Raw genomic sequence first — 22,734 nt, 5'->3', positions numbered from 1 at the left:
GACGTGCCTCCGGCCTCATCGCTCGTGCACTACAGACGGCAGATGAGCAACTCGCGTTCGTAGATCATCTCAGGCGGCAGATGGTCGTGCACTGAGATGAACAGCTCCTCATGGCCTATGACCTCCTGCTTCCACGCCACGGGGTCGACCTTCTGCAGTGCGTCGAACTGAGCCTCGGGAAAGTCGAGGCCATTCCAGTGGATGTCGCCATAATGCGGGGTCCAGCCGATGGAGGTTTCCTTGCCCTGCGCGCGGCCGCTTACGCGGTCGACAATCCACTTGAGCACACGCATGTTTTCGCTGAAGCCCGGCCAAAGGAACTTGCCGTCGTCGCCCTTGCGGAACCAGTTCACGTGGAATATACGAGGTGTACTCGTCAGCGTGCGCTGCATGCGAATCCAATGACGGAAGTAGTCGCCCGTGTGGTATCCGCAGAAGGGCAGCATGGCCATGGGGTCGCGGCGCACCTTGCCGAGCGTACCTGCGGCTGCCGCGGTCATTTCCGAACCCATGGTAGCGCCGGTGTAGACGCCCGCACTCCAATTGAAGGCCTGGTAGACGAGCGGCATGGTTGTCGAACGGCGACCGCCGAAGATGATGGCCTTGATGGGCACGCCATCGGGCTCCTCCCACGCATCGTCAATGACCGGACACTGCGAGGCGGGCGCGGTGAAGCGGCCATTGGGATGAGCCGCCGTCGCCCCGGTAGCCTCGGCGATCTCGGGCGTCCAGTACTGTCCACGCCAGTCCAGGCACTCGGGAGGCGGCGTGTCGGTCATGCCCTCCCACCAGACGCCTCCCTCAGGCGTAAGCGCGACGTTGGTAAAGATAGTATTGCGGCGTAGGTTGTCCATAGCGTTAGGGTTGGTTTTCTCGGAGGTGCCAGGCGCTACTCCGAAGAAGCCGGCCTCTGGGTTGATGGCGCGCAACTGGCCCGTCGCATCGGGCTTAATCCATGCGATATCGTCGCCAACCGTCCAGACCTTCCAACCCTCCATGCCCTTCGGCGTGACCATCATGGCGAAGTTGGTCTTGCCACATGCCGAAGGAAAGGCGGCGGCCACGTAGGTCTTTTCGCCCTGCGGATTTCGAGACCGACGATGAGCATGTGCTCGGCCATCCAGCCTTCGTCTCGTGCGATGTTCGAGGCGATACGGAGCGCAAAGCACTTCTTTCCCAGAAGCGCATCCCCGCCGTAACCCGAGCCGTAGCTCCAGATCTCCCGCGTCTCCGGAAAGTGGACGATGTATTTGTCTTCGTTGCAGGGCCAAGGCACACCTGCCTCTCCTTTGGCCAGCGGAGCACCAACGCTGTGCATGCAGGGCACGACGCGCTTGAGGTCCTTATCAATCTCGGCGAAGACGGCCAGGCCGATACGCGCCATGATACGCATATTCACGACCGCATATTCGGAGTCGGTCAACTGTACGCCGAGCTGCGACATAGGCGACCCGATGGGGCCCATACTGTAAGGCATAACATACATGGTTCGTCCGCGCATGCAGCCCTTGAAGAGCTGCTTCAGCCTCTTCCGCATCACAAAGGGATTTTCCCAGTTGTTGGTCGGGCCGGCGTTGTCTTTGCTGAGACTACAGATGTAGGTTCGTTCTTCGACGCGCGCAACATCCTTTGCGTCGGAGCGGGCGTAAAAGCAGCCTGGCCACTGCTCTTGGTTCAGTTCCGTGAAGGTTCCACTGTTGACAAGTTGCTGGCACAGACGATCGTACTCAGCGTCGGAGCCGTCAACCCAATGGATGGCGCTTAGCTAGGTCAACTCCGCCATCTTTTCGACCCAGCGAATCAGATGCTTGTTGGTCGTCAGCGGCAGCTCGGTTATGGTCTTCGTCATGGTCATTGGCTGGAGTCCCTCGGGAGACAGTTCGGTGCGCAATTCCGCAAGGGGACATGCGGCACGGGTTTGTTTTGGCTTTTAGGACAGCGATTCCCTGCTGCCCCGGCGGTACTCATGCGCGGGCCACGACAGGAGACTTTGAACTTCGTCTACACCTTCCGGTGGATGAGGTCCTCCGCCGGCTTCTCGCAGACCTGCTCGCGAGACGGCATACGGTCGGTCTGCGGGTTTACGACGATGGAGTGAAGGTCAGAGATCTCGCGTTGCGAGAGTTGCAGCAGCGGCAGCTCCACGCGCAAAGTCGTGCTCTTGCCCTCGACGCTCTCGATGGAGAGAGTTCCGTCGTGGCTGCCGCAGATCGCCTTGACGATAGCGAGTCCCAGGCCAGTGCCACCGGAGACGCGCGAGCGCGCCTGGTCGGTGCGGTAGAAGCGCTCGAAGACCGCCGGCAGCGCCTCCGCCGGGATGCCGATGCCGGTGTCGGAGACAATAAGTACGGCGCGCTGCCGTTCGGCAAAGAGCTGCACCGCAATAGCTCCACACGTGGGAGTGTATTTAATGGCGTTGTCGACTAGATTGACGACGATCTGCTTCAAGCGCATGACGTCGCCGGTCACGTAGATTCGCTCATCGGTCTGGCAAGAGAGCGCGATGCTCTTTTCCTCAGCAAGCAAGCTCATGTGTTCGAGCGTGACACGCACGATCGAAGCCAGCTCCACCGGCACCATCTCCATGCGCTCGCCGCCGGCATCGAGCCGGGAAATGGTCATCAGGCTGTGAACAATGCGCGACATACGGTCGCCCTCTTCAAGCGCACTGCTGATGCCGTCCATCGCTTGCGCGGGAAGGGCCGGCATCTGTAACAGAGCCTCCAACTCACCGCGGATGATCGTGAGTGGCGTGCGCAACTCGTGCGAGGCGTCTGCGGAGAAGCGTTGATTGTGCGCGAGTGCCTCCTCCAAGCGGTCGATCATACGGTTGAGCGCAAGCGAGAGGCGTTCGAGTTCATCGCCCGAAGGAATGATCGGCAGTCTTTCACCCATCTGCTTACGGCCTACGTGCTCCGCCTGCTCTGTCAGCGCGACGACCGGCCGCAGAGGCCGTGCCATGAGCATATAGCCGCCGACGGCTGCGATGAACAGGATGCCAGGCGTGGCAATGAGCAGGATGAGAAAGAGGCTATGCAGCAGGTGCTGCAGCGGCTCCATGCTTGCTCCGGTCTCTACGAGGATGAGCCTGCCGTTGGGCGAAGTGTACGCCACCGTGTAGACCATCAGCGGCTGACCTGTCGAGGAGTGCGTCCGGTGAAAGTCGTTCAGTCCTTCGGCCGTGGTGGGGTGCGGCAGGTCGGAGATCCGCACTGGCGGATCGCGCATGTCGCCGGAGTCGTAGAGCACCTTACCGGCTTCGAAGATACGTACAAACGGGTCGCTGATACCCGGCGGGTATGACTCACTCATCTCAGCCTGAAACCAAGCCGGCCCCTTGACTTCGAGCGGCGCGAGGTAGTCGGCCTCAATGCTATGGGCGGTGGTATTCAGCGAGCGCTCGAGCGACTTGGTGAGATAGGCTCGCACCCCGATATAAACCGCTATACTGAAGAAGATCAGCGCCATGGCCAGCATAGCGACGTAAAATGCCGTGACCCGTGCGCGAAGGGAGTTGCGGTTCATGCCTCGCTCCCACCACGGATCATATAGCCGGTACCACGGACCGTGCGGATCATCTTGAAGGTGTTCCCTTCGTCTACCTTGGCGCGCAGGTGCCGCACATAGACATCGACGATATTGGTGATTCCGTCGAAGCTCTGGTCCCATACATGCTCGATGATCATATTGCGCGAGAGGACACGCTCTGCGTTCTGCATGAGGTATTCGAGCAGCGCATATTCCTTGGCGGTCAGTTCGACACGCTTACCACCTCGCTTGACCTGCTGGGTAAGGCGATCGAGTTCGAGGTCGTCGACGCGCAGGGTGCTGGAGCGATTGACCGGTCCGCGCCGCAGCAGTGCCTTCACCCGCATCAGCAGCTCGGCAAAGGCGAACGGCTTGGTGAGGTAATCATCTGCGCCAAGCTCGAAAAGCTTCACCTTGTCATCGATCGAATCGCGCGCTGTCAGAATCAACACCGGCACAAAGACGTTTTTGCGACGGATGCGCTGCAGCACGTCGGAACCGGTAACACGGGGCAGCATCAGATCGAGGATGATGAGGTCGTAGGGATAGACTTCGGCAAACTCCAACCCCTCGAAGCCATCAGGGGTGACATCCACGGCGTACCGCTCCGCCGTGAGCCCGCGTTTGACTAACGTAGAAACCTTCTGCTCGTCTTCGATCAATAGGATTCGCATATATGTTACGCCCCTTATTAGCTTGCGTGGCCATGAAGCTCTGCTGAAACAAAGATGAAAAGCTATTCATCCCGATCAACGGCATCTGTCTGCCAAATGCGCCTCCTACATGAACACATTTTCATACGGACTTCAAGCAGAACTCATCCTGCATCAACAAGCTACTCCTTGTGTCCCAGGAGCCACCATGTCTATGTCGGTAATTCGAACCGTATTCCTCACCGCATCGCTGGCCACGCTCGTCTTGCCCGCGTCGTTCGCTCAAGAAACCTCCTCCGTTAAGCTCATCCACTCCGTCAATCTCCCCGGCTATACCGGTGACTTCGACCACTTCGCTGTAGATTACGACCGAAACCGTCTATTGCTCGCGGCCGAGGATCACGGTACGCTGGAGGTCTTCGATCTCACGACCTCGGCCCATCTCCGCACCGTGTCGGGCTTCGGCAACCCACACAGCATCCTCGTCCGCAAGGGCTCGCCTACGGTTCTCATCACGGATAGCGAGAAGCAGGGCGCGACGTTGCGTGACGCGGTCAACTATACAAAGAAGTCCGCAGTTGGATTGGCGCCGGGCTCCGATACGTCGAAGTACGACGCGATTAGCAACACGCTCTATGTCGTTACTGGCGGCAAGGACGTCGGCCTGAAGACGGCAAACCTCGAAGCCGTAAACCCGGATTCGGGCACAATCCTGGGAAAAGTGATCTTCCAAGACAACCACGTCGAGGCCATGGCCTTCGTCGATGACGATCCGCGCTTGTTCATCAACCTCACCCAGACCAACCAGCTCGCGGTGCTCGACCGCGCAACGCTCAAGGTGCTCAGCACTTGGCCCGTCCCACCGGCAAAGCAGAATGCGATGGTCGCTTTCGACCCCGCACAGCACCGGCTGTACGTCGTCTGCCGCGATCCTGGCATGGTGGTCGTCATGAACTCCGACACCGGTGCGGTCGTCGGTACGCAGCCTGCCCCTCTCCGCTCGGATGAGGTGCAGTACGATGCGGCTACGAAGCGGCTCTATGTCCCCGGCGGAGAAGGGTACATGGGTATTTACGACACCTCCGATCCGGATCATCTGAAGATGACCGAGAAGGTAACCACCGCTCCCGGCGCGAAGACCGGCCTGCTGATCCCGTCTGCGAATCGGCTCTTCCTCGCTGTGTCGCCAGGCGAGAGCAAAGCCATGGCAAAGATCCTTACCTATGAAGTGAAGTAACTCCCAACTCCAACTCCGCTGGTCGGTGTACGCTTTTGCCCTCACGAAGCGTGCACATAGCTACCCCTGTCTCCATGTTCTGCACTCAACTTGGCCCATCCAGTGATCTCGATGAAGTCGGCTCTTCTCTTTATGCTTCGATCTTCGCCGTTGGCTCAGCGTCCGCTCAGCAGGCGGCGACGATCATCTCGCTCGACGAAGCCATACAGCGCGCACAGAAGGCCAACAGTGCCTTTACTGCCGCCACGACCGACGCGGAAGTAGCGCAGTCGCAGCGCAGTATCGCCCCGCGCTGCGCTGCTTCCCGGCATCGATTCGAGAGCGGCCCTAAGGTCGGGGTTGTTGGCTTTGGCTGCCGCGTCGATCTCGGCGCGGCTTGGCAGAGTGAGCAGCTGTGTCAGACTGGAGGCGACGGTGTACGGCGTCGTCGGATCGGGGAAGAGCAGTACGCCGATGTCGAGCCGAGAGCGTTCTGCGGCAAGCTTGGCCTCGTTGAGGTCGCGTTGACGCTGCTGGAGTTGGATGTCGCCACGCACTGTATCGGCATGGGCGACCTCGCCTGCAGCCTCGCGCTGCTGGGTGATGGTACTGAAGCGGTCGGCTTCATCGCGTGCGCGCTGGCCGACGGTAAGTTTTGCGTCCGCTGCCAGCACGCCGTAGTAGTTGGCGACGACGACGGAGACAAGACCGCGCCGTGCAACCCTTCAGCGTAGCTTCGTTCATGGGACTCATCATGGTCATCGGCATCGTCGCGAAGAACGGTATGCTGCTGCTCGATGCAGAAGCTCGCTTCCGGGACGAGGGCATGTCCCCCCCGAGGATGCGATACTGCACGCTGGACGCCGCCGGCTGCGGCCCATCCTGATGACGGCGCTGGCCGCCATCACCGGCATGTTGCCGTCGGCCTTCGCGATTGGCGCCGGCTCACAGATGCTGCAGCCACTGGCAATCGCGGTCATCGGCGATCTGCTGATCTCCACGCTCCTTTCGTTGATCGTTACGCCGGTCGTCTTCTTTCGGCTTACCCGCAAGCGCCACATGCAACGGATCATCACGGAGGCCGTCTAGCTCGATGACAGATGTGACCGGCCAGATGAAAGCTTCTTCATTTACGCTTCATGAAAATCTCAGGCCGCCTCGCGAAGCATGGGGACGATTTGATTTCGACTTTGCCGAAGATGAAAAGAGAGTTGAGATGTTCGCATGACGACCTCCACGCCCATCGATCCTCAGTTGAACCCACAACAGCGTCCCGTCAAAGTACGCAGACAGTCGTTGCTCGGTCGCACCACCGCCTTTTTCGTCTTCTTGTTCGAGAGGGTTATGCCAGACCCCTTTGTCTTTGCCGTACTCCTCACCTTTCTCGCTTCTGTACTCGCGTTCTTATACGCGCCCGATGCGGCTCCGAAGCAGATTGCCGCAGCGTGGTACGCGGGCGTCTTCAACCTCTTCACCTTCGCCTTCCAGATGGTCATCATTCTGACCGCCGGTCGCGCACTGGCGAGCGCACCGGCGATTCGGCGGCTGCTGGCGAAGATTGCCGACCTGCCGCGTTCACCAGCGGACGCCGTCTCGTTGATCGTCGTGGTGTCGATGGCGGCGTCCTGGGTCAACTGGGGTCTTGGTCTGGTCACCGCTGCGCTGCTCGCGCGTGAGATGGCCAAGCGTATCCCGGTGGATTTCGGTTGGCTGGTGGCAGCGGGCTACACCGGCTACGTCATCTCGACCGAAGGCCTCTCGGGTTCGATCGCGCTCTCGCAGTCCACGCATGGATCTGCCTTGAACATCGTGGAAAAGCTGACCGGGCATCTCACGCCGCTCTCAGAGACCGTCTTCACAAAGTACAACCTCATCCCCATCGCCGCGCTCTTCGTCCTGCTGCCGCTGGTCTTTCGCCACATCGGGCCTACCGCGCAGAACAGGCAGCCAGCCGATCCCGCACGCCTCCAGGAGGAGGACGATCACGCCGTCGTGAAGGAAGACACTGGCACCTTCGGCGCGAAGCTCGATCATGCCTGGATCCTGAACGTACTGCTGGTGATTTTCATTGGGAGTGCATTGGTGCTCGAGGTCATCCGCACGCACGGCACGATCGATCTGAACATCGTCATTATGACGCTGCTTTCGCTGGGTCTGCTGCTGCATTGGAGGCCTGCCGCCTACGTCGGCGCCATCAAGCTGGCCGCCCGCAGCTCCGGCTCGCTGATCCTGCAGTATCCACTCTACGGCGGCCTGATGGGCATCATCACGACGACAGGTCTTGCAGGTGTACTGTCCAAGGTTTTCATCAATTATTCCACCGCGCACACGCTTCCCTTCTTCACCTACCTCACCTCCATGATCATTACGCTCTTCGTGCCCAGCGGCGGCGGGCACTGGGCAGTGCAGGGACCCTTCGCAATACCGGCCGCCATACAGCTTCACTCATCGCTCGCCGGCACCACCATGGCCGTCGCCATGGGCGAGTCGGTAGCCAACATGATCCAGCCCTTCTGGGCGTTGCCCATTCTCGCCATCGCTGGCATCAAGATGCGCCGCATGATGGGCTTCATGGTCATCACCTTCGTCGTCTCGGGGATAGTCTTCGGGCTGTCGCTGCTGTTTCTGCTTCCCACGCCATAGATCGAAAGGAATCACACCATGTCTCTCCTGTTGAAGTCCGTGCCTGCGTTTGTGCTCTTTTCGATGCTCGCAGCTGCGCAGCCCAGCTTTGCCGCAGTTAGCCCAGATGCGCCCTTCAAGCTGCGCGAGGTTTGGAAGATCGGCGGAGACGGTAGCTGGGACTACATGACCGTCGACTCGCAGGCTCACATCCTCTACGTCGCGCGACTCGATCGAGTCATGCTGGTCGACACGCGGACCGGCAAGCTCATCACCGAGATCAGTAGCCTGCAGCATGTGCATGGCGTGGCTTTCGACGAGGAGGGCAAGGTTGGATACATCTCCGACGGAGGCGCCGGTACGGTGCTCGTCTTCGACCGCGCCACGTACAAGATTCTCGCGACCATCCCCGCCGGCAAGAACCCCGACGCCGTGCTCTTTGAACCTACCCAGCGGCGCGTCTTCACCTTCAATGGCATCAGCCACGACGCAACCGTGATCGACGCCGCGACCAACCATGTCATCGCTACATTACCCATGCCGGGCAAACCCGAATTCTCGGTCACCGACGGCTCCGGGAACGTCTTTGTAAATATCGAGAACGGCAGCGCTATCTTGCGCCTCGACGCCAAAACACTGACGATCACCGCTAGATGGCCGCTGTCCCCCGGCGAGGGTCCTTCGGGCCTCGCCATCGATACAGAGCACCATCGGCTCTTCTCCGTCTGCGACAACGGCAAGATGGCGATCCTCGACAGCCAGACCGGCAAACTGATTGCCTCGCCTACGATTGGGGAAGGCGCTGACGCAGCAGTCGTCGATGCTGCACATAACCTCATCTTCAGCTCCAATGGCGAAAGCGGGACGATGAGCATCCTGCGTTCTTCCGCCTTTGGAGGCTACTCCACGTTCCAAACGCTGCCGACAAAACTTGGCGCTCGCACGATGGCGGTCGACCCCTCCACGGGCACCGTCTACACGGTCTCGGCATCGTTGGGTCCCAAACCGCCCGCCTCGCCAGCAAATCCCAAGCGTCGCCCTGCAATCGTACCTGGCAGTTTCGTGATCTTTGTATTCTCCCGCTAGAAAGACCTACTTCCACGATAGCTCCCCACGGCACTGGTCAAAACAGTTGCCGAGGGAGTATTGTGCCTTGGATTTTCAGATACGATCGGCACCAGCAGACCTTCGCCAATATGCACAAAACCCATGATTGACAAGGGTTTTTGTAGTCTTCGCAGACTGCGCCCAGGAGCCCGCAAAAATCAGGTGAACAAGTTTTTATGTAAGCTTCACAAATCCTTCATTCCGTCCCCAGTAAATGACCCCCGGCGTAATTTGCACCCGTTTGCGGAGTTGAAAAGCGCCTTGGCCGTTTCGCCAGAATTGAGGGGTATCAAATGAACACGCGTTTCACACCAATCAGATTTTCTCTCTTCGCTTTGCTGCTGCTGGCCACGGCAGTCGTCTCGTTCGCGCAGGTCTCCACCGGAACCATCGCCGGAACCATCACCGACAGCAACGGCGCGGTCGTACCCAACGCCACCGTTGTCATCACCGATACGGCTACGGGCATCGTCACCAAATCCGTGACCAGCGCCACTGGCTTCTATTCGGTTCCCAATCTGCAGATCGGCCCCTACACCGTCTCGGTATCGGTCACCGGCTTCTCCACCCAGACCGCCAACGACGTGCAGCTCAACGTCGGAGCGCAGCAGGAGGTCAACTTCGCCCTGCAAATCGGCGCGGTCGACGTCAAGATCGTCGTCAACAGCACGCCGCCCAGCATCGATCTCGTCACCTCCACCAACATGCCAGTCGTCGACGAGCGCACTATCGTCGATCTGCCGCTCAATGGTCGCGACTGGACCTCACTCGCCAACCTCCAACCTGGCGTCGCTTCTGTCCGTACCCAGCCCGCCGTCGCCGTCACCAACCAGCGCGCCAACCGTGGCGTCGGCAACCAACTCACCGTCGGTGGCGCACGTCCGCAGCAGAACAACTACCGCGTCGACGGCATCAGCATCAACGACTACTCTAACGGCGGCCCTGGCGGCGTCATCGGCTCCAACCTCGGTGTCGATGCCATTCAGGAGTTCTCCGTCGTCACCTCCAACGCCTCCGCCGACTATGGCAAGACCGCAGGCGGCATCATCAACGCCGTTACCCGCGGTGGCACCTCCAAACTCCACGGCAGTGTCTACGAGTTCATCCGCAACAGCGCACTCGACGCCCGCAATCAGTTCGACGTCCCCAACTCCATCGCCGAGTTCCGCCGCAACCAGTTCGGCGCATCCGCCGGTGGTCCCATCCTCCACGATCGCACCTTCATCTTCGCCGACTACGAAGGTCTACGCCAGTACCAGGGCATCAGCATCACCTCCAGCGTACCCAACTCCGATGCACGCAACGGTCTGCTCTGCATCAACGCAGCTTGCGCCTCCAAGGTGCAGAACACCGTCAACCCAGCCGTAACACCCTACCTCACCTTCTACCCGCTGCCCAACACCGGCGTCATCGATAGCCCCACTGCCGACGTCGGCACCTTCGCCTTCAACACCCCGCAGATCAGCCACGAGAACTTCTACACCGGGCGGCTCGATCACAAGATCACCGACAACGATTCGCTCACCGGAACCTACTTCTACGATCGCGGCGATCTTGAATCGCCCGATCCTTTCAACATCCGCATCACCGGCAACCTGGCGCGACGCACCCTGGCCACCGTCGACGAGAGCCATGTCTTCAGCGCCAGCCTGGTCAACTCAGCCAAGTTCGGCTTCAGCCGCGTCGTCTCCATCGCACCCACCACACTGTCCGCGATCAACCCCGCCGCCTCCAACACCAGCCTCGGCTTCGTCCCAGGACTACCCGTCGGACTCATCAACATCGGCGGCGTCTCCAACTTCCAGGGCGGACTCAAAGCCACCGGAGAGTTCGACTTCCATCTCAACTCCTACCAGTTCTACGACGACGTCAACTTCACCCACGGCAAGCACGCCATCAAGTTCGGCTTCGCCTTCGAGCGTCTCCAGAACAACCAGCTCGGCACTTCCAATCCCAATGGACAGTTCATCTTTTCGAGCCTCGCCACTTTCCTCAGCGCAACTCCAACCAGCTTCAACAGCCCCATCCAGCAGGGCACCTCGCCCCGCGACCTGCGTCAGTCCGTCTATGGCGCGTACTTGACCGACAACTACCGCATCTTCAACAACCTCACCCTCAACCTCGGCCTGCGTTACGAGCCCGTCAGCGTGCCCACGGAGACCGCCAACCGCATCGCCGTCCTGCCCGCCGTGTCGGCCACGGCGCGGCGTCTCGGCAGCCCTTACTTCCCTAATTCCAGCTTCCTCAACATCGCACCTCGCGTCGGCTTCGCATACGATCCATTCGGTAAAGGCAATACCTCCGTCCGCGGCGGCTACGGCATCTACGACACCCAGACCCTCAACTATCTCTATGAGGGCCTGTCCATCTTCACCGCGCCGTATCTCCTACTCGGCAACATCACCGCACTCGCCTCCGGAGACTTCCCCAACAACGCCTACACCAAGGAGAACGCAGCAGGCGCGGTCGGCCTTCGCTACGCCTATGCCGACCAGCACCCCAAGCGCGGCTACGTCCAGCAGTACAGCCTCAACATCCAGCAGACCCTGCCCTACGACTTCACCTTGCAGGTCGGCTACGCTGGCTCCCGCGGCATTCACCTTCCCTACCGCGTGGACGATATCAACACCGTGCAACCAGTCAAGGACTCCATCGGCTACGGCTTCTACGGCCCTAACTGCACTACCTGCGTGTCCACCGCGACCCTCACCTCGCAAAAGCTGAATCCCAACGTCGGCCAGATAAGCGCTGTCTTCATGTCCGGATACTCCCACTACAACTCGCTGCAGGCCAGCCTCAACAAGCGCTTCAGCCATAGCACTCAGCTTGGCGTCTCCTACACTTGGGCCAAGTCCATCGACGACGGCTCCTCCTCCACCTTCGGAGACACCTTCGCCAACTCCGTCTCCAGCCTGCCTACCTGGGCACCCGACCGCCGCCGCGCCATCTCCGACTTCATCGTCGCTCATAACGTAGTCGTCAACTATCTTTACGAGTTACCCAAGGTCAAAGAAGGCAATGGTGTTTCCTATCTCGCTAACGGCTGGCAGTGGGGAGGCATCTTCCAGTTCTCCACCGGCGAACCGCTCACCCCGCTCATCAGTGGTGACCCTCTCAACCTCAAGAGCGCCGACACCTTCGCGTTTCCCGACCGTCTGAAGGGACCCGGCTGCACCGGTAATCCGGTCAAGTCTTTCAACTCGATGAACCGCCAGTTCCTCAACACCGCCTGCTTCGCCTTCCCCACTTACAACCCGGTCACCGGATACACCCACCTCGGCAACGCGGGACGCAACTCCGTCATCGCTCCCAACCTCAATGAGTTCGATACCTCGCTCGTCAAGAACACCACCTTTAAGCCCTGGGAGCACCCCATCAACCTCCAGTTCCGCGCCGAACTTTTCAACGTCGCCAACCACACCAACTACGGCCCACCACCGAAGGCTGGCACCCAGCTCTTCAACGCCAGCGGAGCAGCCCTATCCGCCGCAACCGCCGGCGTCCTCGTAGGCCCCACCGCAACCAGCTCCCGGCAGGCCCAGTTCGCCCTCAAGGTCCTCTTCTAACCCAATCCTCGCATCACAAGGGCGGGGCTTCGGTCCCGCCCTTAGTCCTCCGTAAAAGTAGAAGAAAGTATCCGATAAGTCTCACATCCGTTTTCAGGAAGATTATCCGGTAGTCCGACATCAAGTTGTTCTCAAAGGTGACCCGTGGAGTCGGCACATCGCGATGCTTGCCGTCAATGTCGTGCGAATCGCGCGTTTTCCCAGACTACGATCGAGCCGTTGCCTCTCACCCGATCGACGGAGGAGTAATCCTTGCGTTCAACGGCGAAACAGTAAAAATGCGGTTGATGGATGACGATGTGTCATTCCACCAACCGCAAACCGGAATCAGCGCAACTACTGAGGTGCGGTGTTACTTTATCGGGCCAAATAGAGTGGCCTTCGTCGTCAACTGCGACTTCATCTCATCACGGATCTCGTTGGCGATCTTGCCCAACGCGAGCTTATCGTCGCCTGGCTTGTAGTTGAAGACAACGCCGAGGGCACCGATGGTCTTGCCCGACGCATCCTGAAGCACCAGTTCATCTTCAAAGTGGCGTCCGGTTTTGTCCACCTCCAGGTTGCTCTTACCGGTGTTGATGCAGCGCATATCATCCTCATCGCCGATCTTGCCGATACGGCCGAAGTTCGACGCCACGATGACATTCTTGTGGCCCGGCGGCGTTGCATGAATGGCGATCAGGATCACCTCCGGATGCTTCGCTAGCGCCTCCTGCGTCAGCTTCATCGCGAAGGGTGAGGGCGTGGTGTAGGTCGGGTCCATCTCTTTGGCTTCGACCTTGCGCATCGCAGAAATAGCCTGTTCGCGCGTCTCCTGTGCGAAGGCGGGAACGAGACTAAAGAGACTCACGGTCATGGCACATATTGCGGCGGTTGCTGTTTTCATGTTTCTCCCGGACTGAGTGAAGGTTTGGATGGTGATGCTGCGGGGACCGTCCAAAACCGGCCACGCATACATCCTATGCCGTATTGAACGATGGCCGCTTGAGATGAGCGACAACTGAAACAAGTATGAAATTGCTTTCATCTCACAGGACCGCAGCCACACGGTTTGCGGGGCCACCACATAAACGCGGCTTCATCCAGATTTCACCCCGTCTTCATCCTGCGGGTCGATAAAGGCTGGGAACACCTGCGCCCCAAACTTCCAGCCGCTCCGGAACAGGCGCCATGAGGCTATCGATGTCCACCACGCTTCCCACGCCGCAGACGACGCTCTCCCCTATCCTGCCGGAGCTCAATGGCTCCGACATCTTCGTGCGAGCACTTGAAAACGAAGGCGTCGAGTACATCTTTGGCGTGCCGGGCGAGGAGAATCTCGACCTGCTCGAATCGCTTCACCACTCCAGCATCCAGCTGGTCGTGACCCGGCATGAGCAGGTCGCCGGATTCATGGCGGCAACCTATGGCCGACTTACGGGCAAGCCCGGCGTCTGCCTTAGCACGCTGGGGCCGGGCGCCACCAACTTCGTCACCGCCGCAGCATACGCCTCGCTCGGCGGGATGCCCATGCTGATGATCACTGGGCAGAAGCCGATCCGGCACAGTCGCCAGGCGCGCTTCCAGATCATCGACACCGTCGCCATGATGCGGCCACTCACCAAGTCGGCGCGTCAGGTCATCGATGCGCGTAACATCGCCACGCTGGTGCGTGACGGCTTCCGAGTCGCCCAGTTTGAGCGCCCCGGCCCCGTCCATCTCGAGCTTCCCGAGGACATCGCCGCGCAGATCGTCGCTTCCGACACGCTGGTACCCGTCAGCCCCTCCTTCCGGCCCGTCGCTGCGCAGAACGCCATCCATGAGGCCGCCTGCCGCATCACCGAGGCCACCTGCCCGCTCATCGTGCTGGGCGGCGGAGCCAACCGGCCCGGTCTCGCCCCCGCGCTCTCCGCGGCCATGCACCGTATGGGCATACCCTTTTTCAACACTCAGATGGGCAAGGGAGCGGTAAACGGCAACTCCGACCTCTATCTCGGCACCGCCGCGCTCTCGAGTGGAGATTACGTTCACCTCGCGAGCGGGCATGCCGACTTGATCATCGCCGTCGGTCACGACACGGTCGAGAAGCCACCCTTCCTCATGCAGTCCACCGGGCCACAGGTTGTCCATATCGACTTCAACCCCGCCGACATCGACCAAATTTACTTCCCGCATGTCGAGGTCATCGGCGACGTCGGCGACAGCATGACGCGGTTGGCCGATGCGCTCGAAGGTACGAAGCACGAGTTCTCCTACTACCGTAAGGTGCAGTCGCTGGTGCTGAAGCGGGTTGCCGAAGGCGCGGACGACCCGCGTTTTCCGCTCGCCCCGCAGCGCATCGTCGCCGACGTGCGCGCCGTCATGCCGGAGAACGGCATCCTCTGCCTCGATAACGGCATGTACAAGATCTGGTTCGCACGCAACTACCGGACTCACATCTCTAACACCATCCTGCTGGACAATGCTCTTGCCGCCATGGGCGCAGGCCTCCCCTCCGCCATGATGGCAGCCATGCTCTATCCCGAACGGCGCGTCATGGCCGTGTGTGGCGATGGTGGCTTCATGATGAACTCGCAAGACCTCGAAACCGCCATCCGTCTTGGGTTGAACCTCGTCGTGCTCCTCATTGAAGACCATGGCTACGGCATGATCCGCTGGAAGCAGGAGGCCGAAGGCTTTGCCGACTTCGGCCTCACCTTCAACAACCCCGATTTCGTCCGCTACGCGGCGGCCTACGGCGCGACTGGGACCCGCATCGACACCGCCGATGACCTGGTTCCGGCGCTCGAAGCCGCATTCCAGCAGGGCGGTGTGCACCTCGTCATCGTGCCGATCGACTACACCGAGAACCGGCGCGTCCTCATCGACGAACTCAGCGCACGTCCCAGCCGCATCGACTGAAGCGAAAGTAGACTCCCCATGCTCATCACCCAACCCTACGACGGCGCGCTCATCGCCGAGATCACCCCCCATACGCCCGCCGAGATCGAGGCCATGCTCGACCGGGCCACACGGGTTTTCGCTGATCGCGCAGCCTGGTTACCTCCCTACCGACGCATCGAGATCATCAAACGGCTTGCCGCTCTAGTTGACCGGGATCGCGAAACCTTCGCCCTGCGAATCGCACTCGAGGGCGGCAAGCCAATCACGGATGCTCAAGTAGAGGTCGCGCGCGCCATCAACAGTATCGAGTGGGCGGCCTCACACATCGAGCATCTCGTGGGTGCCGAGATCCCTATGGGCCTCACCCCGGCCTCGGCCAATCGCTGGGCCTTTACCACCCGCGAACCCGTCGGACCGGTAGTGGCGATCTCGGCTTTCAACCATCCGCTGAATCTCATCGTTCACCAAGTGCTCCCAGCCATTGCAACGGGCTGTCCGGTACTGGTGAAGCCCTCCGCAATGACGCCGCTCACCTGCCTGCACTTCATACAACTGGTGCGAGAGGCTGGGCTCTCTGAACCTTGGTGCCAGGCGGTCCTGATCGACGAAAACGCTCACTCCGAGAGTCTCGCCACCGACCCGCGAGTTGCCTTCCTGAGCTTCATCGGATCGGCCCGGGTGGGCTGGCACCTGCGCTCGCAGCTTGCGCCCGGTGCCCGATTTGCTCTGGAGCACGGCGGCGCAGCGCCGGTCATCGTCGACCGTTCCGCGAACCTCGACATCATCCTCGAGCCCCTCACGAAAGGGGCCTGCTATCACGCTGGGCAGGTCTGCGTTTCGGTCCAGCGTATCTTCGTGCATCACGATCTGAAAACGGAGTTTGTCGAACGCCTCGCTGAACGCATCCGGCAGCTTCGCGTGGGCGATCCCACTTTACCCAAAACCGAGGTCGGACCGCTCATCGCGCCAAAAGAGGTCACGCGCATCGAGCATTGGGTCGCAAAGGCGGTCCAAGAGGGCGCCACGATCGCCGTCGGCGGGACGCGCATCGGCACCCGCCACTTCCAGCCCACCCTTCTGGTCGAACCCCACGCCAACTCGCTCGTCTCGACCAGCGAGATCTTCGGCCCAGTGGCGTGCGTCTATGGCTTCCGCGAGCTCTCAAATGCGATCACCCGCGCCAACAGCCTTCCGTTCGCCTTCCAGGCCTCCGTCTTCTCGACCGACATCGACGCGGCGCTCGCGGCGGCACGTCTGCTGGACGCCTCCGCCGTGATGATCAACGATCACACCGCCTTCCGTACCGATTGGATGCCCTTCGCGGGACGCAGGCAATCGGGCTTCGGCATCGGTGGCATTCCCTACACCATGCATGACATGATGCAGGACAAACTTGTCGTCCTCAAGCTCCCCGCAATGGAAGATGATTGACGCCTGCATTGGCGTGGAATGCCGAGGCTCTTTTGCATTCGTTGAGAAACTATAGAACTGACACAAAAGGAATTGGATGGAGTTTTAGCGAAGCGCAAGTTGCTCCGCATCACATCACCTTCACACAATGTGCGGAAGAACCCTAATCTAGCTTGTGTCTCTCTTTTTCGAGTTGCATTGCATTCAAAGGAACGTAGGCACCGTCGTTGACGACTGCCTGCATCCCGTCGCGGCTTAAGATGTAACGCAGGAACTCCTTGAGGGCGGGCTTCACGGGTTCTCCTGGCTTACGATCCAAAAAGACTGTAGTAAACCGCGTAAGCGGGTACAGCCTAGAAAAAACATTGTCGCGGGTCGGCTCATGATACTGGATTCCCGAGCCGCTGGTGGAGGCAAGGGCCAGCGCCCGAACTTCGGGGGTCGTATAGAGGAAGTTTGCATACGCGATGCCGTCTGGATCGGCCGCGAGCGCCCGGAGTACATAGACACCGGCATTGATAACCTCGCCGTCCGGCCGATGCCCGTTGTCGAAGTCATGCATGGAGGCGGTCCAGCGTCCGTTCTCACCGAGCACCGCACTGGAGAAGAATCGAGCCATCCCGGTGGTGGGCGCATACCCATAGACATGGATGGGCCGATGTTCCCAGGCGCCCGTCAAACCCAGTTGGCCCCACTCGGTGATGGCGTTCGATCCACAGCCGAAGATCCTCATCAGTTCGGGCAGATTCGTCTTCGCGAGAGGGTTTTCCTTGTTGACGAAGACCATGAGAGCGAAGGTCTTGTGCGGGGTCATGAAGCTGCCGGAGCTAATCTCGATGCCGAGTGGTGCGTACCCCTTCACTTCCTCAAAGGCATGCACCTCAGTGGGGTAGCTTTCCCGCCCGATGAAGGCGAGATCGGCGATGTCTCCGTAAAGACCTGCCATGGCCGCCTCGCTCCCAGGAAGGCTGGTTTCGAAGGTGACTCCGGGTTGCATCTTCCCGAAGCCATCCTCCCACTCCTTCATTAGCGCCGGGATGTAATTGTTGCCATAGTTACGGATCGTTCCGGTCACCATAGTGGTAGGCACGTAAGTGGGCAAAGCCGAGAGGTCCAAACTCTGCTGGCCGCCCGGCGCTGGCTGTTGTCCGACCAGCACGGATCCGCAGATGATCATCGCCGCCGCACACGCAACCGTCCTTAAGCACCGCAAGGTATATGCCCTCATCGCTTCCCTCCCGCCTGCTGCGCATGTGACCGGAGGGGAAGGTAGCTTCCGTCCGCGCGGATGACCGACTCCGCCTCATCACTCGCCATATAGTCCACAAAGCGGCGAACCTCTTCATTTACGACTCCGGGGCGGTCGCGGAAGAGCGCTGTAACTCCGCGCCGCAGTGCGTAGCGATCATTCAGCAACGAGCTCTCGACAGGCAACTGCGGGGTTCCCTCCGTATCCACGATCGGCACAGCACGCACTGCGGACGTAACTACGTCTAAAGTCGTGACACCCACGCCATAGCGGTCCTGAGCAACTCTCTCGGCCACGCGGGCGGCAGCCTCTTGTCCTCCTGCTGGCGTTCCAACGGCGACGAAAGCGCACGACCACCGAACTACTCCGTCCATCGCCTCGGCCACCAGCGTCTGCGACTCCGGACTCTGTGCGTGAAAACCGTACGGATGCAGCGCACGCTTATGCCACGCGCCTTCCAGGCCGAGTTCGTTCCACAGAAGAATGGGGCCGCGCCTCGACTTTGGCAGCGATGACCGTTCCGCGTTGAAGATCGCGTCGATCTGATCCAGCGCAAGCTTCTGCAGTGGGTTCTTGCGGTTAACGACGATGACAAGAGGCGAGCTATGTCCTGGTCTGCGCCCCGCGCCGAGCAGAACCGTGCGTATGAAGGGCTTCTCGCGCGTGAGCACCTGTTGATAGCCGTCGAGTTCGATGTAGGACGGTTCGCGCTCCATCAACGCCAGATCAGCAGCACCCGAGTAGAGTCCTCCGAGCGCGGAGTCATCGCCATAAAGATGGTGCTCAAAGCGGATCTCAGGATGTTGCTGCTGATAGCTGGCCTCGAGCAAAACGAGTACTGGAAGAAAGGGAGACTCGCCGTGAACCCCGGCACCCCATATGCGCAGGACCCGGGACTCTGCGGGGCCGGACGATATCTGCGACTGGCCAAGCGCGAAGGCGCTGAGACCGAGTAACAGGGCAGGTACCTGCCTGCATACGCTCTTTCGAGCTATAGTTCTGCCCCTCATGTGTCGTGCGCCTCGTGAGTCTCTCAGAGATTTTGTTGTGCATCGTTGCTGTATCGATCCCAATACACCCCGCGTACTCTATCTTCTTTCTCGAACGAGGTTCAAGCATTTAACCATGAACATTTTTTCACCTGGAATTCAGACTTCTTTCGCTCTGATGGTTCCTGATAGGCGCGCTCCAAAATACGAAACTTTCGCGTCGCCAGACCTCCGACGACATCACAGTACGTTGCAACGCGACGCGCCCCATGCAAGCGCACCCTACGAGGAGATTCCTATGAACATGAAGTCGCTGCACGTTGTCCTGATTCTTTCTCTCTGTCTTGCACTCAGTCCCGCCCTCCGCGCGCAGGTCGCAGGCGGGACCATAGCCGGCTCCGTCACCGACCAAGCTGGCGCCTTCATCCCCAAGGCCAAGGTCTCGATCACCAATCTCTCGACCAACGTGACCGCTATCGTCGTGGCCAATCAGGAGGGCTTCTATACGGTGCCGAACCTGCTTCCTGGCAACTACCTGATCAAGGTATCGGCCGTTGGATTTGCTCCGAAGGGCACGAACTTTACCCTCTCCGTTGGAGATCAGATCAGTCTTCCGCTTTCACTCAACGTAGGTACCGTCGATCAGAAGATTGAGATTATCGATACCCCTCCCTCCGTCGAACTCTCCTCATCCGCTCTCAGTGCGGTCGTCACCGGAGCGGCTATCCGCGACCTTCCACTCAACGGACGGAGTTGGACCGATCTTGCAGCACTGCAACCTGGAGTCGCAACCGTCTCGACCCAGATCGGCTTCGACCAGGGTGCAGGCCGCGGCAATCGTGGCTTCGGGGCGCAGATCTCCATCTCCGGTGGACGACCCTCGCAGAATAACTACCGCCTCGATGGCATCAGCATCAACGACTATGCCAACTCAGGTCCAGGGTCCGTCATCGGCACCAACCTCGGTGTCGACGCGATTGGCGAGTTCTCCGTCATCACCAGCAACTATTCGGCCGAATACGGCAGGACCTCCGGCGGCGTGATCAATGCGGTCACCAAGAATGGCACAAACCAGCTTCACGGCAACGGTTACGGCTTTTTCCGCAATAGCGCACTCGATGCCAGGAACTACTTTGATGGCGCGGTAATCCCACCATTCAGCCGGAAGCAATATGGCGGGTCTGCGGGTGGCCCCATCTTTCGGAACCGCACCTTTTTCTTCGGTGACTTCGAGGCCATCCAGCAAGCCCTTTCCAACACGGCGACTGTGCATGTTCTTTCGAACGCAGCACGCGCACGCATCACAGATCCTGGGTTGCTGAAATACATCCCGCTGATGCCGGTCTCGAACCAGACGACTGCTCAGACGGGAGATCTTGCGACCTACACCTTCATCAAACAGGAGCTTGTCACCGAGAACTTCTTCACTACACGTATCGACCACAAGATCTCAACGAAGGACAGCATCTTCGGCACCTACCTGTTCGATAACACACCCTTCACCATCGGAGATGCGCAGAACATCACGACGGTCTCTTCAAAGACGCGCCGCCAGGACCTCATCTTGGAGGAAAACCACATCTTCAGTCCGAACTTCATCAATACAGTTCGGTTCGGCCTGAACCGGCAAAACATCGCGAACAATATCGGTGCCTCCGCGATTAACCCTCTGGCCTCCGATACTTCGCTCGGGCTTATTCCGGGTCGCACTGCTCCTGGCATCAATGTTCCGGGGATCGATCGTATCGTCGGTGGTGTCGGTTCGTCGCCAGCCTATCTCTTCCGCTTCACCACATTTCAGGGTTATGACGACGCCTTCCTGACTTTGGGCAAGCACACCATCAAGTTTGGTGCTGCGTTTGAACGGCTGCAGAACAACATTCTGGCGCTCAGCAATCCGAACGGCCTCTTCAAGTATGGCAGCACGGCTGGCTTCACCAGCAACACGCCCAAAAATCTAACAGCGGGGATTGCGAGTACACTTACGCCGCGCAACCTGCGACAGTTTCTTGTAGGCGGGTACGTTCAGGACGACTGGCATTTCACCCAGAGGCTCACACTCAACCTCGGGCTGCGGTACGAGATGATCAATGTACCTACAGAGGTCGCGGGTAAGCTGTCCGCGCTACAGCAGGTTACAGATGCAACTCCACATCTCGGCAATCCCTACTTTTCTAACCCGACCTATAAGAACTTCGAGCCGCGTGCGGGCTTCGTCTACGATCCCTTCAAGGACCATAAGACCTCTGTGCGCGCCGGATTCGGTCTCTATGATGTGCTGCCGCTGCTCTACCAGTTCGAGATCTTGTCCGTGCTCACAGCGCCCTACTTCGAGGCTGGCACTACTACCAATCCCGCGGTAAAGATTGGTGCCGACCCCAACTTCGTGCAACAACAACTGACGACAACTCCTTCGGGGCTCGGTCAGGCCTATATCGATCCGCACCCCGCGCGCAACTATGTCATGGAATGGAACTTCGGCTTACAGCATGAGATCGCGCGAGACATCACCTTCTCCGCCAGCTACGTCGGCTCGCGGGGCGTGCATCAGCCCTTCCGTGTGGAGGATGCCAACGTCGTTCTGCCGACACGCACTGCGCAGGGTGGCTATCTGTGGCCTTCGGCGGGAGGCAAGCCTTCCGGCACGCAAGTCAATCCCAACGCGGGGGACATTCGTGCGCTCTGGTGGTTCGCCAAATCCTCCTACAACGCGCTCGCTACCGACATCACCGCTCGGGTGAAACAGAACCTCCAACTTAAAGCCTCCTTCACGTACGGCAAGAGCCTTGACAATAACTCCGCAACGATCGCAGGCGACGCATTTGGCAACTCTGTGCCCTCGCTGGACTGGTTCGCACCTTCGCTGAGCTATGGCCGGTCGGATTTCGACATCGGCAAAATCTTCGCTCTGAGCGCCATCTTCAACCTACCCGAAGACAAGAATGTGCAGGGACTGACCGCGATCGCACGCAACGGATGGCAGCTTGGCGGTATCTACAAACAGAGCTCCGGAACTCCCTTTACACCGCTCATCGGCGGCGATCCACTGGGCAAGTTGGGCACCGATCCATGGGACTATCCCGACCGGACTCCGGGCTGTGATCCGGTCAATCATAGCTTCAAGACCTCGGGCCTCAACTACGTGAATGTGGCCTGTTTCCCTTTCCCCGGCGGCCAGGGAACACCGAACCCCTATCTGCGTGGAAACGCGAGCCGCAACATCATCACCGGGCCGGGCTTTGCCAATCTTGACGTCTCTCTGTTCAAGAACAACGCCATCAGAAAGATATCGGACGAGTTCAATGTCCAGTTCCGGGTGGAGTATTTCAACGTGCTCAACCACACGAACTTTACCCCACCGAATAACAACGATCAACAGATCTACAGCGCCCCCGCGGTACCCTTAGCGACAGGCACAACCACCATCGCTCCGCTATCGACCGCAGGCGTGCTCACGAGCCCCACGGCCAACTCCTCCCGTCAACTCCAGCTAGCAGTCAAAGTAGTCTTCTAAGCGTTCATACGTTGAAAG

General features: G+C 59.7%; 16 protein-coding genes and 1 pseudogene. 9 read left to right on the top strand and 8 right to left on the bottom strand.

The features are described from left to right. Window positions 1-29: 29 nt before the first annotated feature. The 4 genes from HDF10_RS21585 to HDF10_RS08265 form a co-directional block, all read right to left on the bottom strand. Complete coding sequence (locus HDF10_RS21585; RefSeq protein WP_311732701.1) at window positions 30-1,064, bottom strand: phosphoenolpyruvate carboxykinase (GTP); 1,035 nt, start codon at window positions 1,062-1,064, stop codon at window positions 30-32. Beyond that, window positions 1,016-1,717: a phosphoenolpyruvate carboxykinase (ATP) gene (locus HDF10_RS21580; RefSeq protein WP_260177760.1), complete on the bottom strand. Its 702-nt coding sequence runs from the start codon at window positions 1,715-1,717 to the stop codon at window positions 1,016-1,018. The genes HDF10_RS21585 and HDF10_RS21580 overlap by 49 nt, the downstream gene beginning before the upstream one ends. Window positions 1,718-2,001: 284 nt before the next feature. Beyond that, a complete protein-coding gene (locus HDF10_RS08270) occupies window positions 2,002-3,525 on the bottom strand; it encodes a sensor histidine kinase (RefSeq protein WP_183812325.1) in 1,524 nt (507 codons plus the stop codon). Then, window positions 3,522-4,190 (bottom strand): response regulator transcription factor, encoded by a 669-nt coding sequence (locus tag HDF10_RS08265; RefSeq protein ID WP_311732700.1) that lies wholly within the window; start codon window positions 4,188-4,190, stop codon window positions 3,522-3,524. Before HDF10_RS08265 ends, HDF10_RS08270 begins: the two co-directional genes overlap by 4 nt. Window positions 4,191-4,395: 205 nt before the next feature. Here HDF10_RS08265 and HDF10_RS08260 point away from each other — a divergent pair, with 205 nt between their 5' ends. Continuing rightward, window positions 4,396-5,418, top strand: a complete 1,023-nt coding sequence (locus HDF10_RS08260) for a YncE family protein (protein ID WP_183812322.1) — start codon at window positions 4,396-4,398, stop codon at window positions 5,416-5,418. A 155-nt stretch (window positions 5,419-5,573) separates the two neighbouring features. Here the strand turns inward: HDF10_RS08260 and HDF10_RS08255 are convergent, their stop codons facing one another. Continuing rightward, complete coding sequence (locus tag HDF10_RS08255; protein WP_183812321.1) at window positions 5,574-6,071, bottom strand: TolC family protein; 498 nt, start codon at window positions 6,069-6,071, stop codon at window positions 5,574-5,576. A gap of 50 nt (window positions 6,072-6,121) precedes the next feature. On the opposite strand from HDF10_RS08255, the pseudogene HDF10_RS08250 reads away from it, so the two are divergent. The 5 genes and pseudogenes from HDF10_RS08250 to HDF10_RS08235 form a co-directional block, all read left to right on the top strand. Next, a pseudogene (locus HDF10_RS08250) lies at window positions 6,122-6,486 on the top strand (efflux RND transporter permease subunit); the annotation flags it as partial. Window positions 6,487-6,490: 4 nt separating this feature from the next. Then, complete coding sequence (locus HDF10_RS20890) at window positions 6,491-6,625, top strand: hypothetical protein (RefSeq protein ID WP_260177726.1); 135 nt, start codon at window positions 6,491-6,493, stop codon at window positions 6,623-6,625. Continuing rightward, window positions 6,622-8,040 carry a short-chain fatty acid transporter gene (locus HDF10_RS08245; RefSeq protein ID WP_183812320.1) on the top strand — a complete coding sequence of 473 codons (1,419 nt, stop codon included), beginning with the start codon at window positions 6,622-6,624 and terminating at the stop codon, window positions 8,038-8,040. The genes HDF10_RS20890 and HDF10_RS08245 overlap by 4 nt, the downstream gene beginning before the upstream one ends. Window positions 8,041-8,058: 18 nt before the next feature. After that, window positions 8,059-9,105 carry a YncE family protein gene (locus tag HDF10_RS08240; protein ID WP_260177725.1) on the top strand — a complete coding sequence of 349 codons (1,047 nt, stop codon included), beginning with the start codon at window positions 8,059-8,061 and terminating at the stop codon, window positions 9,103-9,105. Between the two features lie 314 nt (window positions 9,106-9,419). Beyond that, a complete protein-coding gene (locus tag HDF10_RS08235) occupies window positions 9,420-12,692 on the top strand; it encodes a TonB-dependent receptor (protein ID WP_183812319.1) in 3,273 nt (1,090 codons plus the stop codon). 352 nt (window positions 12,693-13,044) lie between these two features. Here HDF10_RS08235 and HDF10_RS08230 read toward each other — a convergent pair whose 3' ends face one another. Beyond that, window positions 13,045-13,578: a hypothetical protein gene (locus HDF10_RS08230; RefSeq protein ID WP_183812318.1), complete on the bottom strand. Its 534-nt coding sequence runs from the start codon at window positions 13,576-13,578 to the stop codon at window positions 13,045-13,047. A gap of 296 nt (window positions 13,579-13,874) precedes the next feature. Between HDF10_RS08230 and HDF10_RS08225 the strand changes: the two genes are divergently transcribed. Together HDF10_RS08225 and HDF10_RS08220 are read left to right on the top strand one after the other, a co-directional pair. Further along, window positions 13,875-15,572, top strand: coding sequence for an acetolactate synthase large subunit (locus HDF10_RS08225; RefSeq protein ID WP_183812317.1), 1,698 nt, complete (start codon window positions 13,875-13,877; stop codon window positions 15,570-15,572). Window positions 15,573-15,590: 18 nt separating this feature from the next. Then, window positions 15,591-16,985 (top strand): aldehyde dehydrogenase family protein, encoded by a 1,395-nt coding sequence (locus tag HDF10_RS08220; protein ID WP_183812316.1) that lies wholly within the window; start codon window positions 15,591-15,593, stop codon window positions 16,983-16,985. A gap of 142 nt (window positions 16,986-17,127) precedes the next feature. Here the strand turns inward: HDF10_RS08220 and HDF10_RS08215 are convergent, their stop codons facing one another. Together HDF10_RS08215 and HDF10_RS08210 are read right to left on the bottom strand one after the other, a co-directional pair. Then, window positions 17,128-18,192 carry a PstS family phosphate ABC transporter substrate-binding protein gene (locus HDF10_RS08215; RefSeq protein ID WP_183812315.1) on the bottom strand — a complete coding sequence of 355 codons (1,065 nt, stop codon included), beginning with the start codon at window positions 18,190-18,192 and terminating at the stop codon, window positions 17,128-17,130. Beyond that, window positions 18,189-19,223 (bottom strand): PstS family phosphate ABC transporter substrate-binding protein, encoded by a 1,035-nt coding sequence (locus HDF10_RS08210; RefSeq protein WP_183812313.1) that lies wholly within the window; start codon window positions 19,221-19,223, stop codon window positions 18,189-18,191. The genes HDF10_RS08215 and HDF10_RS08210 overlap by 4 nt, the downstream gene beginning before the upstream one ends. A 277-nt stretch (window positions 19,224-19,500) precedes the next feature. Here HDF10_RS08210 and HDF10_RS08205 point away from each other — a divergent pair, with 277 nt between their 5' ends. After that, window positions 19,501-22,716 carry a TonB-dependent receptor gene (locus HDF10_RS08205; protein WP_183812312.1) on the top strand — a complete coding sequence of 1,072 codons (3,216 nt, stop codon included), beginning with the start codon at window positions 19,501-19,503 and terminating at the stop codon, window positions 22,714-22,716. The last annotated feature ends 18 nt before the right edge of the window (window positions 22,717-22,734 follow it).

The sequence above is a fragment of the Tunturiibacter empetritectus genome, assembly GCF_014201375.1.
GTDB classification, from domain to species: Bacteria; Acidobacteriota; Terriglobia; order Terriglobales; family Acidobacteriaceae; genus Edaphobacter; species Edaphobacter lichenicola_D.
This window is presented reverse-complemented; position numbering and strand designations above follow the sequence as displayed.